General features: G+C 65.9%; 14 protein-coding genes. 7 read left to right on the top strand and 7 right to left on the bottom strand.

Translation table 11 applies throughout. The features are described 5' to 3' along the window. The first annotated feature begins 240 nt into the window (after window positions 1–240). Window positions 241–5,112 (top strand): NAD-glutamate dehydrogenase, encoded by a 4,872-nt coding sequence (locus CRO75_RS17350; protein WP_097137046.1) that lies wholly within the window; start codon window positions 241–243, stop codon window positions 5,110–5,112. Between the two features lie 180 nt (window positions 5,113–5,292). On the opposite strand, the gene CRO75_RS17345 is transcribed toward CRO75_RS17350, so the two are convergent. The 3 genes from CRO75_RS17345 to CRO75_RS17335 form a co-directional block, all read right to left on the bottom strand. Beyond that, window positions 5,293–5,712 carry a cupin domain-containing protein gene (locus tag CRO75_RS17345; RefSeq protein WP_097137044.1) on the bottom strand — a complete coding sequence of 140 codons (420 nt, stop codon included), beginning with the start codon at window positions 5,710–5,712 and terminating at the stop codon, window positions 5,293–5,295. 97 nt (window positions 5,713–5,809) lie between these two features. Further along, window positions 5,810–6,091 carry an antibiotic biosynthesis monooxygenase gene (locus CRO75_RS17340; protein ID WP_097137042.1) on the bottom strand — a complete coding sequence of 94 codons (282 nt, stop codon included), beginning with the start codon at window positions 6,089–6,091 and terminating at the stop codon, window positions 5,810–5,812. 183 nt (window positions 6,092–6,274) lie between these two features. Then, on the bottom strand, window positions 6,275–7,708 hold the full coding sequence (locus CRO75_RS17335) for a PLP-dependent aminotransferase family protein (RefSeq protein ID WP_097137040.1): 1,434 nt from the start codon (window positions 7,706–7,708) through the stop codon (window positions 6,275–6,277). A 338-nt stretch (window positions 7,709–8,046) separates the two neighbouring features. Here CRO75_RS17335 and CRO75_RS17330 point away from each other — a divergent pair, with 338 nt between their 5' ends. Continuing rightward, entirely contained in the window at window positions 8,047–8,487 is a 441-nt protein-coding gene (locus CRO75_RS17330) for a carboxymuconolactone decarboxylase family protein (protein ID WP_097137038.1), read from the top strand. A 75-nt stretch (window positions 8,488–8,562) separates the two neighbouring features. On the opposite strand, the gene CRO75_RS17325 is transcribed toward CRO75_RS17330, so the two are convergent. After that, window positions 8,563–8,910, bottom strand: a complete 348-nt coding sequence (locus tag CRO75_RS17325) for a hypothetical protein (protein WP_097137036.1) — start codon at window positions 8,908–8,910, stop codon at window positions 8,563–8,565. Window positions 8,911–9,191: 281 nt separating this feature from the next. Between CRO75_RS17325 and CRO75_RS17320 the strand changes: the two genes are divergently transcribed. From CRO75_RS17320 to CRO75_RS17310, 3 genes are read left to right on the top strand one after another with little or no spacing between them, the layout of a single operon-like run. Continuing rightward, window positions 9,192–9,806, top strand: coding sequence for an STN domain-containing protein (locus CRO75_RS17320; protein ID WP_097137165.1), 615 nt, complete (start codon window positions 9,192–9,194; stop codon window positions 9,804–9,806). Then, on the top strand, window positions 9,803–10,348 hold the full coding sequence (locus tag CRO75_RS17315; protein WP_009043644.1) for an RNA polymerase sigma factor: 546 nt from the start codon (window positions 9,803–9,805) through the stop codon (window positions 10,346–10,348). Before CRO75_RS17320 ends, CRO75_RS17315 begins: the two co-directional genes overlap by 4 nt. A 39-nt stretch (window positions 10,349–10,387) precedes the next feature. Next, window positions 10,388–11,338 carry a FecR domain-containing protein gene (locus CRO75_RS17310; RefSeq protein WP_097137034.1) on the top strand — a complete coding sequence of 317 codons (951 nt, stop codon included), beginning with the start codon at window positions 10,388–10,390 and terminating at the stop codon, window positions 11,336–11,338. A gap of 306 nt (window positions 11,339–11,644) precedes the next feature. Here the strand turns inward: CRO75_RS17310 and CRO75_RS17305 are convergent, their stop codons facing one another. Both CRO75_RS17305 and gspH read right to left on the bottom strand, forming a co-directional pair. Further along, entirely contained in the window at window positions 11,645–12,268 is a 624-nt protein-coding gene (locus CRO75_RS17305) for a type II secretion system protein GspJ (RefSeq protein ID WP_097137032.1), read from the bottom strand. Between the two features lie 10 nt (window positions 12,269–12,278). Continuing rightward, window positions 12,279–12,740, bottom strand: a complete 462-nt coding sequence (gene gspH, locus CRO75_RS17300) for a type II secretion system minor pseudopilin GspH (RefSeq protein WP_097137030.1) — start codon at window positions 12,738–12,740, stop codon at window positions 12,279–12,281. A 107-nt stretch (window positions 12,741–12,847) separates the two neighbouring features. Between gspH and CRO75_RS17295 the strand changes: the two genes are divergently transcribed. Beyond that, window positions 12,848–13,279 carry a type II secretion system protein N gene (locus CRO75_RS17295; RefSeq protein ID WP_025809148.1) on the top strand — a complete coding sequence of 144 codons (432 nt, stop codon included), beginning with the start codon at window positions 12,848–12,850 and terminating at the stop codon, window positions 13,277–13,279. Window positions 13,280–13,460: 181 nt separating this feature from the next. On the opposite strand, the gene gspI is transcribed toward CRO75_RS17295, so the two are convergent. Continuing rightward, the gene (gspI, locus tag CRO75_RS17290; RefSeq protein WP_097137028.1) at window positions 13,461–13,889 is read right to left on the bottom strand and encodes a type II secretion system minor pseudopilin GspI; all 429 of its coding nucleotides are present in this window, start codon (window positions 13,887–13,889) and stop codon (window positions 13,461–13,463) included. Window positions 13,890–14,037: 148 nt separating this feature from the next. Here gspI and gspG point away from each other — a divergent pair, with 148 nt between their 5' ends. After that, the gene (gspG, locus tag CRO75_RS17285; RefSeq protein WP_097137026.1) at window positions 14,038–14,517 is read left to right on the top strand and encodes a type II secretion system major pseudopilin GspG; all 480 of its coding nucleotides are present in this window, start codon (window positions 14,038–14,040) and stop codon (window positions 14,515–14,517) included. Window positions 14,518–14,519 lie beyond the last annotated feature (2 nt).

The following is a 14,519-nucleotide window of genomic DNA, read 5'->3' as shown; positions in this document are numbered from 1 at the left end:
CACTCGTTAAGCTGCGCAACGGATGAGCACCTGTAAAGGCATTGCCCGGCGCACCGCGGCAGTCGTTTTTGCAGATGCCCATCCGGGAACGGTGAATGTGACCTGAGCGTCTCATACAGCTTCACCACCCTGTCATCCTGCGACCTCTGCCCGAGATCCAGGAGCAGGATGACCGACACCCCCGCAAGGGGATTGCATGCGACGCTTTACTCAATAACAAGCCCAAGCGGAGTACCACAGATGGCGTTCTTCACCGCAGCCAGCAAGGCCGACTTCCAGCACCAACTGCAAGCGGCACTGGCGCAGCACATCAGTGAACAGGCACTGCCACAAGTGGCGCTGTTCGCTGAACAATTCTTCGGCATCATTTCTCTGGACGAACTCACCCAGCGTCGCTTGTCCGACCTGGCGGGCTGCACCCTTTCTGCCTGGCGCCTGCTTGAGCGCTTCGACCACGCGCAACCGCAAGTGCGCGTCTACAACCCCGATTACGAACGTCATGGCTGGCAGTCGACCCACACCGCGGTCGAAGTGCTGCACCATGACCTGCCGTTCCTGGTGGACTCGGTCCGCACCGAGCTGAACCGCCGCGGCTACAGCATCCACACCCTGCAGACCACCGTGCTGAGCGTGCGTCGCGGGAGCAAGAACGAGCTGCTGGAAATCCTGCCCAAGGGCACCCAGGGCGAAGGCATCCTGCAAGAATCGCTGATGTACCTGGAGATCGACCGCTGCGCCAACACCGCCGAGCTCAATGTCCTGAGCAAGGAACTGGAGCAGGTGCTCGGCGAAGTGCGCGTCGCCGTGGCCGATTTCGAGCCGATGAAAGCCAAGGTCCAGGAACTGATCGATGGCATCGGCAACAGCCAGTTCGAGATCGACGCCGATGAAAAGGGCGAGATCAAGAGCTTCCTGGAATGGCTGGTGGGCAACCACTTCACCTTCCTTGGCTACGAAGAGTTCGTGGTGCGCGAGGACCACCACGGTGGCCATATCGAGTACGACCAGGACTCCTTCCTCGGCCTGACCAAGCTGCTGCGCGCCGGCCTCACCGTCGACGACCTGCGCATCGAAGACTACGCCGTGAACTACCTGCGCGAACCGACGCCGCTGTCGTTCGCCAAGGCCGCCCACCCAAGCCGCGTGCACCGTCCGGCCTACCCGGACTACGTGTCGATCCGCCAGATCGATGCCGACGGCAATGTGCTCAAGGAATGCCGCTTCATGGGCCTGTACACCTCGTCGGTGTACGGCGAAAGCGTGCGGGTGATTCCTTATATCCGCCGCAAGGTGGAAATCATCGAGCAGCGCTCCGGCTTCCAGGCCAAGGCGCACCTGGGCAAGGAACTGGCCCAGGTCCTCGAAGTGCTGCCGCGCGACGACCTGTTCCAGACCCCGGTCGACGAGCTGTTCAACACCGTGATGTCGATCGTGCAGATCCAGGAACGCAACAAGATCCGCGTGTTCCTGCGCAAGGACCCGTACGGTCGCTTCTGCTACTGCCTGGCCTATGTGCCGCGCGACATCTATTCCACCGAAGTGCGGCAGAAGATCCAGCAGGTGCTGATGGATCGCCTGAAGGCCACCGACTGCGAATTCTGGACCTTCTTCTCCGAGTCCGTGCTGGCGCGCGTGCAACTGATCCTGCGGGTCGACCCGAAGAACCGCATCGATATCGACCCGCTGCTGCTGGAAAAAGAAGTGGTGCAGGCCTGCCGCAGCTGGCAGGACGACTACGCCGCGCTGACCGTCGAAAGCTTCGGCGAAGCCCACGGCACCAACGTCCTGGCCGACTTCCCGAAAGGCTTCCCGGCCGGCTACCGCGAGCGCTTCGCCGCGCATTCGGCGGTGGTCGACATGCAGCACCTGCTGAGCCTGACCGAGGCCAACCCGCTGGTGATGAGCTTCTACCAGCCGCTGACCCAGTCCACCAGCCAGCCGCTGCTGCACTGCAAGCTGTATCACGCCGATACCCCGCTGGCGCTGTCCGACGTGCTGCCGATCCTGGAAAACCTCGGCCTGCGCGTGCTCGGCGAGTTCCCGTATCGCCTGCGTCACGCCAGCGGCCGTGAGTTCTGGATCCACGACTTCGCCTTCACCGCGGCCGAAGGCCTGAACCTGGATATCCAGCAGCTCAACGACACCCTGCAGGACGCCTTCGTCCACATCGTGCGTGGCGATGCCGAGAACGATGCGTTCAACCGCCTGGTGCTGACCGCCGGCCTGCCATGGCGCGACGTCGCGCTGCTGCGTGCCTACGCCCGTTACCTGAAGCAGATCCGCCTGGGCTTCGACCTGGGCTACATCGCCAGCACCCTGAACAACCACACCGATATCGCCCGCGAGCTGACCCGGTTGTTCAAGACCCGCTTCTACCTGGCGCGCAAGCTCGGCAGCGATGACCTGGAAGACAAGCAGCAACGCCTGGAGCACGCGATCCTCAGCGCCCTGGACGATGTCCAGGTGCTCAACGAAGACCGCATCCTGCGTCGCTACCTGGACCTGATCAAGGCCACCCTGCGGACCAACTTCTACCAGACCGACGCCAACGGCCATAACAAGTCGTACTTCAGCTTCAAGTTCAACCCGCACCTGATTCCCGAGCTGCCCAAGCCGGTGCCGAAGTTCGAAATCTTCGTCTACTCGCCGCGGGTCGAAGGCGTGCACCTGCGCTTCGGCAACGTTGCCCGTGGCGGCCTGCGCTGGTCCGACCGCGAAGAAGACTTCCGTACCGAAGTCCTCGGCCTGGTAAAGGCCCAGCAAGTGAAGAACTCGGTGATCGTGCCGGTGGGCGCCAAGGGCGGCTTCCTGCCGCGTCGCCTGCCATTGGGCGGCAGCCGGGACGAGATCGCGGCCGAAGGCATCGCCTGCTACCGCATCTTCATCTCCGGCCTGCTGGACATCACCGACAACCTGAAGGACGGCGTCCTGGTGCCGCCGGCCAACGTGGTGCGTCACGACGACGATGACCCGTACCTGGTGGTGGCGGCGGACAAGGGCACCGCGACCTTCTCCGACATCGCCAACGGCATCGCCATCGACTACGGCTTCTGGCTGGGCGATGCGTTCGCTTCCGGCGGTTCCGCCGGTTACGACCACAAGAAAATGGGCATCACCGCCAAGGGCGCGTGGGTCGGCGTACAGCGCCACTTCCGCGAGCGCGGCATCAATGTCCAGCAAGACAGCATCACAGTTGTGGGCGTCGGTGACATGGCCGGCGACGTGTTCGGCAACGGCTTGCTGATGTCCGACAAGCTGCAGCTGGTCGCGGCCTTCAACCATATGCACATCTTCATCGACCCGAATCCGGATCCGGCCACCAGCTTCGCCGAGCGCCAGCGCATGTTCGACCTGCCGCGTTCGGCCTGGAGCGACTACGACACCAGCATCATGTCCGAAGGCGGCGGCATCTTCTCGCGCAGCGCGAAGAGCATCGCCATTTCGCCGCAGATGAAAGAACGCTTCGACATCCAGGCCGACAAGCTGACCCCGACCGAGCTGCTCAACGCCTTGCTCAAGGCGCCGGTGGACCTGTTGTGGAACGGCGGTATCGGTACCTACGTCAAGGCCAGCACCGAAAGCCACGCCGATGTCGGCGACAAGGCCAACGATGCGCTGCGGGTCAACGGCAACGAGCTGCGCTGCAAGGTGGTGGGCGAGGGCGGCAACCTCGGCATGACCCAGCTGGGTCGTGTGGAGTTCGGCCTCAATGGCGGTGGTTCCAACACCGACTTCATCGACAACGCCGGTGGCGTGGACTGCTCCGACCACGAAGTGAACATCAAGATCCTGCTCAACGAAGTGGTGCAGGCCGGCGACATGACCGACAAGCAGCGTAACCAGCTGCTGGCGAGCATGACCGACGAAGTCGGTGGCCTGGTGTTGGGCAACAACTACAAGCAGACCCAGGCCCTGTCCCTGGCGGCCCGTCGCGCCTTTGCCCGGATCGCCGAGTACAAGCGCCTGATGAGCGACCTGGAAGGCCGTGGCAAGCTGGACCGTGCCATCGAGTTCCTGCCGTCGGAAGAGCAGCTCAACGAACGCGTCAGCGCCGGCCACGGGCTGACCCGTCCGGAACTGTCGGTGCTGATCTCCTACAGCAAGATCGACCTCAAGGAACAGCTGCTGGGTTCCCTGGTACCGGACGACGACTACTTGACCCGCGACATGGAAACCGCGTTCCCGCCGACCCTGGTCAGCAAGTTCGCCGACGCCATGCGCCGTCACCGCCTCAAGCGCGAGATCGTCAGCACCCAGATCGCCAACGACCTGGTCAACCACATGGGCATCACCTTCGTGCAACGCCTGAAGGAGTCCACTGGCATGAGCCCGGCCAACGTGGCGGGCGCCTATGTGATCGTGCGTGACATCTTCCATCTCCCGCACTGGTTCCGCCAGATCGAAGCCCTGGACCACCAGGTCTCGGCCCAGGTGCAACTGGAGCTGATGGACGAGCTGATGCGCCTTGGCCGTCGCGCCACTCGCTGGTTCCTGCGCAGCCGTCGCAACGAGCAGGATGCCGCGCGTGACGTCGCGCACTTCGGTCCGCACCTGGCGGCGCTGGGCCTCAAGCTCGACGAACTGCTGGAAGGCCCGACCCGCGAAGGCTGGCAGACCCGCTACACCGCCTACGTCGAAGCCGGCGTGCCCGAGCTGTTGGCGCGCATGGTGGCAGGTACCACCCACCTGTACACCCTGTTGCCGATCATCGAGGCCGCGGATGTCACCGGGCACGACGCCGCCGATGTGGCCAAGGCCTACTTCGCCGTGGGCAGCGCGCTGGACCTGCCGTGGTACCTGCAGCAGATCAGCGATCTGCCGGTGGCCAACAACTGGCAGGCCCAGGCACGCGAAGCCTTCCGCGACGACGTGGACTGGCAGCAGCGGGCGATCACCATCTCGGTCCTGCAAATGGCCGACGCGCCGCAAGACATGGAAGCCCGCGTGGCCCTGTGGCTTGAGCAGAACCAGAGCATGGTCGAGCGCTGGCGCGCGATGCTGGTGGAAATCCGTGCCGCCAGCGGCACCGACTACGCCATGTACGCGGTGGCCAACCGCGAGTTGCTGGACCTGGCCATGAGCGGTCAATCGGGCCTTGTAGCGGCGGCCTGATCGAGCGGTAAATGAAAAAGCCCCGTATCGCGAGATACGGGGCTTTTTTCATGGCCTCAAGAAATGCTGTAGCCGCTGCCGTAGGCTGCGATCGAGCGGAACGCTCGCAAGGGGCTCAAGGTCCTGCGGCAGCGGCTACAAAAAACGCCGCTCCTACAGAAAAAAATAGCGGCCAAGCGCTTACTGCTTCAGCGGCGTCAGCACTTCGTCCTTGGCGTCCTTGAGCATGAACACCAGCAGCCTGGCGGGTTTGCTGGCGCTGGCGTTGGCCGACACCGGGTGCTGCGAGCCGGCAGGTTCGTACCAGGATTCGCCCGCCTTGTAGGTGATGGCCGGTTCGTCGTTGACCCGCGAGGTGATCTCGCCTTCGAGCACATAGGCCAGGGACGCGCCCTTGTGCATGTGCGGCACCGTGGCCTGGCCCGGTGCGTAGTCGACGGTGAGCATCAGCGCGGTCTTGCCCGGCAGGTTGCCCAGGGCATGTTCCTGCAGGATCTTGAGTTTCTCCTGGCCGTACTCCGGGTCATGGGCGGCAACGCCCAGAGAGGTGAGCAGGGTCAGGCCGGCGAGGGCGCAGGTCAGGGCAGCGAGGGGCTTCATGGTCGGTTTCTCCGGTGCGAAAGGGGCCGGCTCAAGGTAAGCCCGCTGGCGCGACCGGCCTATAACCAATCCCGGCAAAGAAGCGCAGACCAATGCCTCAGTGTTCGAAGTCGAGGGCGCAGGCCAGGCGGCGGTCCAGCAGGTCGATGAAACCCTGGGCCGCCGGCAGATGGAAATGCGCCTGCATCTCGGCCGCCGAGCGCCACTGGCCGCGCACGGTCCAGTGCTGCGAGTCCGCTGTGTTGCACTGGGCGCTGTACGCCAGGCAACCGGGAGCCTCGCGCAGGGCGGCGAGAAGCGTGGTCAACTGCTGGCCAAGCGCCTCCGAACGGCCCTGGGCGGCCCGGATCTGCACGATATTGATGGCTGGACTGGACATCTAGAACCCTCCGCGAGTCCTGTAGCCGCTGCCGCAGGCTGCGATCGGCTTGGGCGGCACTCCGACGGAGCAGGTGCGGGATCTCAAGATCGCAGTTGCAGTCACGGCGTTTGCTGGAGGCTCAGAATAGGGCCGCAAGATTGCAACAAAAATAACCAATCCCCGGGAAAAGCCCGGGGCCAATCAGGCGATCTGTTGCAGGATGTCGCGCACCTTGTCCAGGGCCGGGTCGATGTCCAGGGTCTCGATGGCGCCAAAGCCGATGAACAGCCCGTCTCTGGCCGGCTCCTGATAATAGAAACCGTGCAGCGGGTAGAGCCCGACCTCGACCTTCTTCGCCAGCTCCAGCAACAGCGGGATGTTCACCGGCACCTTGCACAGCGCCGCCATGTGGAAGCCGGCGGTGGACGGCACCGCCTGCAGCCAGGGCGAGAGGTCGCCGTTCAGGCGCTGCAGAATGCGCTCGCGGCGTCCGGCGTACACTGTGTGGCAGCGGCGGATGTGCTTGAGCAGGTAGCCCTCGTCGATGAACTTGGCCAGCGCCCATTGCGGCAAGGTCGAGGTGTGGCAGTCGGTGAGGCGTTTGGCCTTGATCACCGCGCCGAGAATCGCCGGCGGCAGCACCGCGTAGCCCAGGCGCAGCTGCGGCAGCATGGTCTTCGAAAAGGTCCCGACATAGGCCACCACGCCGCGCTTATCCAGGCTTTGCAGGGAATCGGTGGGCCGCCCCTCGTAGCGGAACTCGCTGTCGTAATCGTCCTCGATGACGATCGCCCCCAGCTCCCGCGCCCGCTCCAGCAGGGCCTCGCGGCGGGCCGGGCTCATGGGCATGCCCAGGAGGAACTGGTGGGACGGGGTGACGTAGATCAGGCGCACGCCGTCGGGAATCCGCTCGACCTGGAGGCCTTCATCATCCACCGGTACGCCGATCACTGTCGCGCCCTGGGCGCTGAACAGCAGGCGCGCCGGGGTGTAGCCGGGGTCTTCCATGGCCACCAGGCTGCCGGGTTCGAGCACCACCCGGGCGATCAGGTCCAGGGCCTGTTGCGCGCCGTTGCAGACCACGATGTCGGCGTCGCTGCAGACCACGCCGCGCGAGAACGAGACATGCCCGGCAATTGCATTGCGCAGCGCCGGCAGGCCTTCCGGCTGGCTGTAGAAACCGCCGCTCTGGGCGATCCGCCGCAGGGCGTCCTGGGTGCAGCGCCGCCACTCTTCCTGGGGGAACTGATTGCGGCTGGTGGCGCCGCCGATGAACTCGTAGCGCGAGGTGCCTTCCAGGGTCGGATGGCGCAGGGGCGAGGGCAGCTCCCGCCATTTTTCCAGGCTCTGCGCGCAGGCCAGGTCGGCGGCGCTCTGCTTGGGTTCGGCCTTCACCGGCCGGGCATTGACGAAGGTGCCGCGGCCGATCTGGCCGATCAGGAAATTCTCGTAGGCCAGCAGGCTGTAGGTGTCCGACACCGTCTTGCGCGAGATTCCCAGTTGCTCGGCCAGCAGGCGGCTCGGCGGCAACTGGGCGCCAGCCGCCAGCCGCCCGCACTCGATGGCGTCGCGCAGTTGCCGGTACAGCTGGTCGGCCAGGTCCTTGCGCCCGTTGATGACGACATGCAGTTCCATCGATGACATTCCAAAACGATCGGTGCCCGCCAGATTACCCGCAAGCCCGGGGTTCGTGTAGCGCCCCGGGATCGGCCTGCGGCCTTGGCGCGGACTGCGTCCGCGATCGCAGCCTGCGGCAGCGGCTACAGGGTACGACGCTGCTTTCGGACCGGGTGGTGTAGCCGCTGCCGCAGGCTCGGGCCGCGTTCGGACGATAAGCCAGTAGGGCTTCGACGGTATTGAATCCGACACGGGCCCCGATGGACTGCGGATAAACCCCCGGATTGGCTATAGGGGCAGGCCGACCCGGCCCTTAGGCTGGGGGGAACACAAACACACGCTCAGGGTGACTCCCGATGGAACCCCGCCTGGACTACTACAGCGCCTCGCCGGAAGCCCTCAAGGGCCTGTTGATGCTCGAGGCACAAAACTTCGGCCTGTCCATCGAGAAACCCCTGCTGGAGCTGGTCAAGATCCGCGTTTCGCAACTCAACCATTGCGCGTTCTGCGCCGACATGCACGCGGTGCAGGCGCGCCAGAACGGCGAGAGCGAGCGGCGCCTGTACGCCCTCGGCGTGTGGCGCGATTCGGCGTTGTTCAGCCCGCGGGAACGTTCGGCGCTGGCCTGGAGCGAGTCGGTGACCCTGTTGTCCGAGTCCGCGGTGCCGGATGCATTGTTCCAGGCCGTGCGCGGCCAGTTCAGCGAGCGTGAGCTGGTCGACCTGACGGTCGCGGTGGCGGCGATCAACTGCTGGAACCGCCTCGCCGTGGCGTTCCGCCAACAGCCCAGCGTCTAGCCCGGATTCCTTTTCCCTCCACGCCAGCCAATGCTCGGCAAACGGCTGCTGGCGACAGGGGCCGAACGGACAACCTCAAGGCCGCTGCGGCTTCACCGAAGTGCCGAAGGTATTGCCCATCCGCGTGCTGGTGGCGGCCGGGGTGGCCAGGCCCATCTGGTTCGGCGGGCGCTTGTGGATCGGCACCTGCAGGGCTTCCTGGTTCTTCTGTTCGGCCTTGGCGCCGTCGGGGTTGTTGCCCATCTGCTGGCTCAGGCAACCGTAGTCCGGGGCCTTGTAGCCGCCCACGCTGACGTCGATACACCCCTCTGTGGGCGTTTTACCGGGAGCGGCGGTGGGCGCTTCGCCAGGTGCGGCGGCGTGGCCGGCCAGCGGCAGGGCGCCGAGCATCAGGCTGGCGACAAGGGTGCGAAGCTGTTTCATCGGGAGCCTCCTGGCGGGCCCGGGAGGGGCCGTTGCGGTCCTTGAGTGTAAAGCAAGGCGGGTGGCGCGAAGGTGATGGTTTTTTTGCGGGCGCCGTCACATCAGGTTCATAAACTGGCCTCAGGATGACGGTTTTCAGGGACAGGTCAGCCGTGCAGCGACGCCGAGCAAAGGTCGGGTATCGGTCTTTCTTTCACGCGGTGTTCGCGCGCTGTGGTCTTGCGCTGCTGTTGGCGTTGGCCGCCTCGGGCGGGTTGCGGGCGGCGCAGCCCGCGCCGCCGATGGTGGATTCGCACCGGCTGCTGGACCTGGACATCGCCGCGCAAGACCTGGCCGAAGCGCTTGAACTGTTCAGCCGCTCGACCGGGATGGCGGTGCTGGTGGACCGCGAGCTGACCCGAGGGCGTCGCTCGGTACGGGTCCAGGGGCGCTACAGCGCCCGGGACGCCCTGAGTCGCCTGCTGACAGGAAGTGGTTTGATGGCCCGTTACGCCCGTTCCGATGCCTTTACCTTGCAAGTCGCCCAGCTCAGCGATGCACCTGCCCCCAAGGGGGCGGGCGGCAGTGCCGCGGCCTGGGCCAGCGACAGTTTCGCCAGTGCCCTGCAACGCGCGGTGGAGGCCGGCCTGTGCCGTTCGGAACTGACCCGGCCAGGGCGCTATCGCGCGGTGCTGCAACTGTGGATCGACCGCGGCGGGCATATCGAGCACAGCCGCCTGGTCACCACCACCGGCGATCTGCGGCGCGACGAGGCACTGGTGCAGAGCCTCAGTGAAACCTGGGTCGAACGACCCGCGCCAAGTTCGCTGCGCCAGCCAGTGACCTTGCTTCTGATACCCGACAGCGCAGGAAAACGCATGGATTGCAGACAACGCCAGGGAGCCTTTGGGGCATGAAGAATACCGGGCACAGTGCGATGGTCAGGTTGTTCCTGACCTCCTACGACGACTTCAAGGTGCGTCTGCGTCGGCGCCTGGGCTCGGAGGACCTGGCCAACGATGTGCTGCACGAAACCTACCTGCGGGTCGACCGCATGGAAGAGCCGCCGAACCTGGCCCAGCCCAATGCCTACCTCTATCGCATGGCCCTGAACATCGCCGCCGACCGCCGCGAGGCCGATGCCCGGCTGCTCACCGGCAGCGAGGTCGAGGAACTGCTGCAGGTCAGCGACGAGGCCCTGGACCCGTCGCGGGTGGTGGGCGGGCAGAAGGAAATCCAGTCGCTGCTCAAGGCGCTCTACGAACTGCCGGCGCGCCGCCGCAAGATCTTTATCGCCGCGCGCCTGGAGGAGGCGCCGCACCTGGAAATCTCCCAGCGCTTCGGCATTTCGACACGGATGGTCGAGAAGGAAATCAAGGCTGCCCTGGGCCACTGCGCCTCGCGCCTTGAAAGAAAAGTGATTCAGCGGTTCGGTCCCGGCGCCGGAAAACCGTCCTAGTCACTAAAGGCCCCGATTAATCCGTGAGTACCCGCACGCTTGAACATCTTTAGCATCTCCACTTCTCGGGCGACACCGGACCACCGGCTGCGCAACGAGGCCCAGGACTGGCTGCTCCTGCTGACCTCGGGGCGGGCCACCGCGGCCGACGCCCGGGCCTTGCAGCAGTGGTGCGCGCAGAGCCCGCAGCATGCCGAGGCCTTCGAGCAGGCCAAGTTGCTGTGGCACAGCCTGAAGCCGGCCGCCGAACACTGCCAGCAACAGGCCCAGCCGCGGCGCTTCGGCCGCCGGGCCTTTCTCGGTGGGGCGCTGGCGGCCTCGGTGGCCCTGGTGGCGGTGCGGGTCTCGGTGCCCGGCGGTTTTGCCGGGCTGAGCGCCGACTACCGCACCGAGGTCGGCGAGCAGCGCCGGGTCGAACTGGAGGACGGGCTGAGCCTGGAACTCAACACCCAGACTCGCATCAGCCGGCGCGAACTGGCCGACGGAGGGCAGGGCATCGAACTGCTCGAAGGCGAGGTCGAGGTGTTGAGCCAGAGCGCGCTGCCGGTGCGGGTCCAGGCCGGCAACGGCTGGCTGAGCGCCTCCCAGGCGCGCTTCAATGTGCGCAATACCAACCACAGTGTCTGCGTGACCTGCATCGATGGTGCGCTGCAGGTTGAGGTCGGCGGCCGGCTGATCCGCCTGGACAGCGGTCGCCAGCTGACCTACGACAGCCGCCAGGTCGGCGAGCCGACGGCGGTGGACCCGACGGCGGTGATTGCCTGGCGCGAGCAGGTGCTGGTGTTCGACAACGCCACCCTCAACACGGTGATCGACGAGATCAACCGCTACCGCCCGGGCATGCTGGTGCTGCTCAACGCCGAGCTGGGCAAGCGCAAGGTGCAGGCGCGTTTCAACCTCAACCAGCTGGCCGGCGTGGCCCTGCTGATCCGCGACGCCTACGGCGCCAAATGCACCGAATTGCCGGGCGGCGTGGTGTTGTTGAGTTGAGCTGAGACGTGGCACCTGGCATCTGTAGGAGCGAAGCTTGCTCGCGATAGCGTCCGCGCAGACAGCCCGCGTGGCCTGGATCGCGGGCAAGCCTCCATTTCGACGGGGCGCGAGTTTCTGTAGCCGCTGCCGAGCGCAGCGAGGCTGCGATCGACCGCGCAGCGGTCGTAAACCGGGCAATCCAGTTTTCCTGGAAAACCGCGTGCTCAGGTTTGGCGAGGACTTCGTCGGAATGCCGCCCACCTCGATCGCAGCCTCGCGGGCTCGGCAGCGGCTACAGGTGCGGTGTCCAGCTCGACGCGGCAATCATTCCAACGGCCCCAGTACCTGGCGATAACGCTCTTCGCCCTGGGGCGTCTGCCGCACCAGGCGGATCTCCAGGCCCGGCGGGTTTTCCTTGCGGTTGCCGCTGAGCTGGCGCCAGCCCTTGTCCCGATCCCAGACCCGCAGTTGCAAGTCGCTGACGTGCTCCAGCACCGCCACGCCGTTTTTCGGCGCGGGCAGCGGATAACGATCGCGGGCCGGCGCCGCCGCGCGGTACAGGGTGTCGCCCTTGAGCCACCAGCGCACCCGTTGCAGGCCCTCGCCGGGCGTCGCCGAACTGCGGATCACATCCAGGCGGAAGGTGCCGCTGTCGGCGCTGCGTACGGTGAGGGCCGCCGGCACATCGACGGCTTCGGCATCGGCCCCGGCCGGCACCGGTTCCATCAGTTCGACACTGGCCCGCAGCGCCACGTCCCGTTCCAGCTGGTGCAGGGTGCGCAGCAGCTCCTCGGTCTGCTCGCTGCTGGCCTGCAAATGGCTGTCGGCCCGGCTGACGCTGTCCAGCCCGCGCCAGGCGATCACGCTGACCACCGCCATCAGCAGGATCGCCACCATCACCTCGATCAGGGTAAAGCCGCCTTGGCGCTGGTTGGTCCGCGCCCTCATGGCTGCGCCCTCATGGCTGCGCCACCACCCGGACCTGGCCTGTGGCGGTGCGTTGCACCGTCAGGCTGTGCCGGCCGTCGGACAGTTGCACCTGCAGCGGCGCGTCTATCCATTCGGCGTTGAGCACCAGCCGCGGGCCGGGCTCGATGCGCACTTTGATCGTCGGGCTTTCCCAGGGCCGCGGGCGCAGTTGCGGGTCGTCCTTGAACTGATCGAGGCCGCGGCCGTCGTCGCTGGGCCGGCTGAAGGCGAAACCCTTGGCATCCGCCCGCCAGCTGATGGGCCGGCCATCCACGCGGACCTCGGCCTGGGCCACCTGGAGCAACTGCGCCAGGCGCTCGGCATCCTGGCGCAGGCCCTGCAGCGGGTCGGGGCGGATGCTCAGGCTGATGGCGGCGCTGGCGATCCCGATGATCACCAGCACCACCATCAGCTCGATCAGGGTGAAGCCCTGTTGTCGGGATGGGGTCATGGGGCGCGCTCCTGTGCGTCGGTTTTCATCCTGCCCGGCGAATGTGAAATAAAAACGTGACCATTGCGCGCTAGGCTGCGAAGACGGACAAACAGGAGGTCCTTGCCATGGCATTCGTCCATCGATTTTCCCCGCCGCAGCTGGTGCAATCCCTGGCCCTGCTGGCGATCGTGGCCGGGGTGGCGACCTGGTCGTCGCTGCTGCTGACCCCCGCCGAGTCGCGCACCCCGCAGGCGCCGCCGCAAGCCCTGGCCGCCCAGGCCCAGAGCCCGGCGCAGCAGTGGTTTTCCAACCAGCCGCTGGCGCTGGACATCAAGGTCACCGGGCTGATGGCCAGCCCCCGCGGCGCGGTGGCGATCCTCAGCCTCAACGACGCGCCGCCGCGCAGCTTCCTGGTGGGCGAGCGCCTGGCCCAGGGCGTGCAACTGGTGGCCATCGAGGGCGACGGGGTGGTGATCGAACGCGGCGGCGAGCGTTCGCGGCTGGATGTCAGCAAGTTGCCGGAAAGCCCGGCGTTGCCGGTGCTGACCCGGCAGTGATGGCTCTGTACGACAAGTGGCTGCACGCTGGAGCCTTCGGCGCTACGCAGGCGATGCCTAGCGGAGTCCCCTGTAGGAGCGAGCTTGCTCGCGATGGACGTTAACGATAATGCGTGTTGAATGGATGAACGCGGCGTTCTCGGGTCCATCGCGAGCAAGCTCGCTCCTACAGGGTTATTCCTTACCGATTGGGATTCTTCGGTGCGCGCGCGACTAGGGTGTCCAGGCGCGCCAGGGGCGGGGCCTCGCGGCTGCGGTCGAGGACCCGCACGCTGACCCGGGACAGACGTGGGTCGGGGCTGGGCGCGATGTTCTGTTCGCAACGCAGCTTGAGCCGGCCCTGGTCGCACTCGATGTTCTTGGTCCCGGGCGGCAGGCGGCCTTCCAGGCGCAACTCCGCCAGGCGCGATTGGGCCGCCAGCAGGGCGATGGATCTATCCCGCAGCAAACCATTGCTCTGGGTCATCAAGCCGGCCACGCGGATCGCCGCCGACATGGCCACGGCGATGATCGCCAGCGCCACCAGCACCTCGATCAGGGTGAAACCCCGCTGTTTAGCGGCTGGCGGTCCGGCGGGTGGTTTGAGTAGTGGCTGGCGGGCCCGCGGCATGGACGTCTCGTGGCGCAAATGGAGGCTTGCAGGCTACATGGCAAATTTGACCGATTGGCGACGGTCACTCCCGAGCAACGTCAATATCACTGACATATTTTCTTGCAACACTGCGCGACGAATCGAAATCAAGCCAAGGAACGTCGAGATGGATGTCGTGCGCTTCACGTCACACCCCGGATCCCGCTGTCAGCCCCGTCGCCAGCCCCGCCGCCCGCGCGGACAGGGCGGTTTCACCCTGATCGAGATCATGGTGGTGGTGGTCATTCTCGGGATCCTCGCCGCGATGGTGGTGCCCAAGGTACTCGACCGTCCGGACCAGGCCCGGGCCACCGCGGCCAAGCAGGACATCGGCGGGCTGATGCAGGCCCTCAAGCTCTATCGCCTCGACCACGGCACCTACCCGAGCATGAACCAGGGCCTGAAAGTGCTGGTGGAACGCCCGGCGGATGCCAAGAACAGCAACTGGCGTTCCTACCTGGAACGCCTGCCCAACGACCCCTGGGGCCGTCCTTACCATTACCTGAACCCGGGGGCCAACGGCGAAGTGGATGTGTTCTCCCTGGGGGCCGACGGCCAGCCAGACGGTGACGGCGTGAATGCCGATATCGGCTCCTGGCAGTTGTAAGC

This window comes from Pseudomonas sp. LAMO17WK12:I10, from assembly GCF_900215185.1.
In the GTDB taxonomy this organism is placed as follows: domain Bacteria; phylum Pseudomonadota; class Gammaproteobacteria; order Pseudomonadales; family Pseudomonadaceae; genus Aquipseudomonas; species Aquipseudomonas chlororaphis.
Note: the sequence above shows the minus strand (reverse complement) of the source record. Positions and strands in the feature narration are given on the sequence as shown.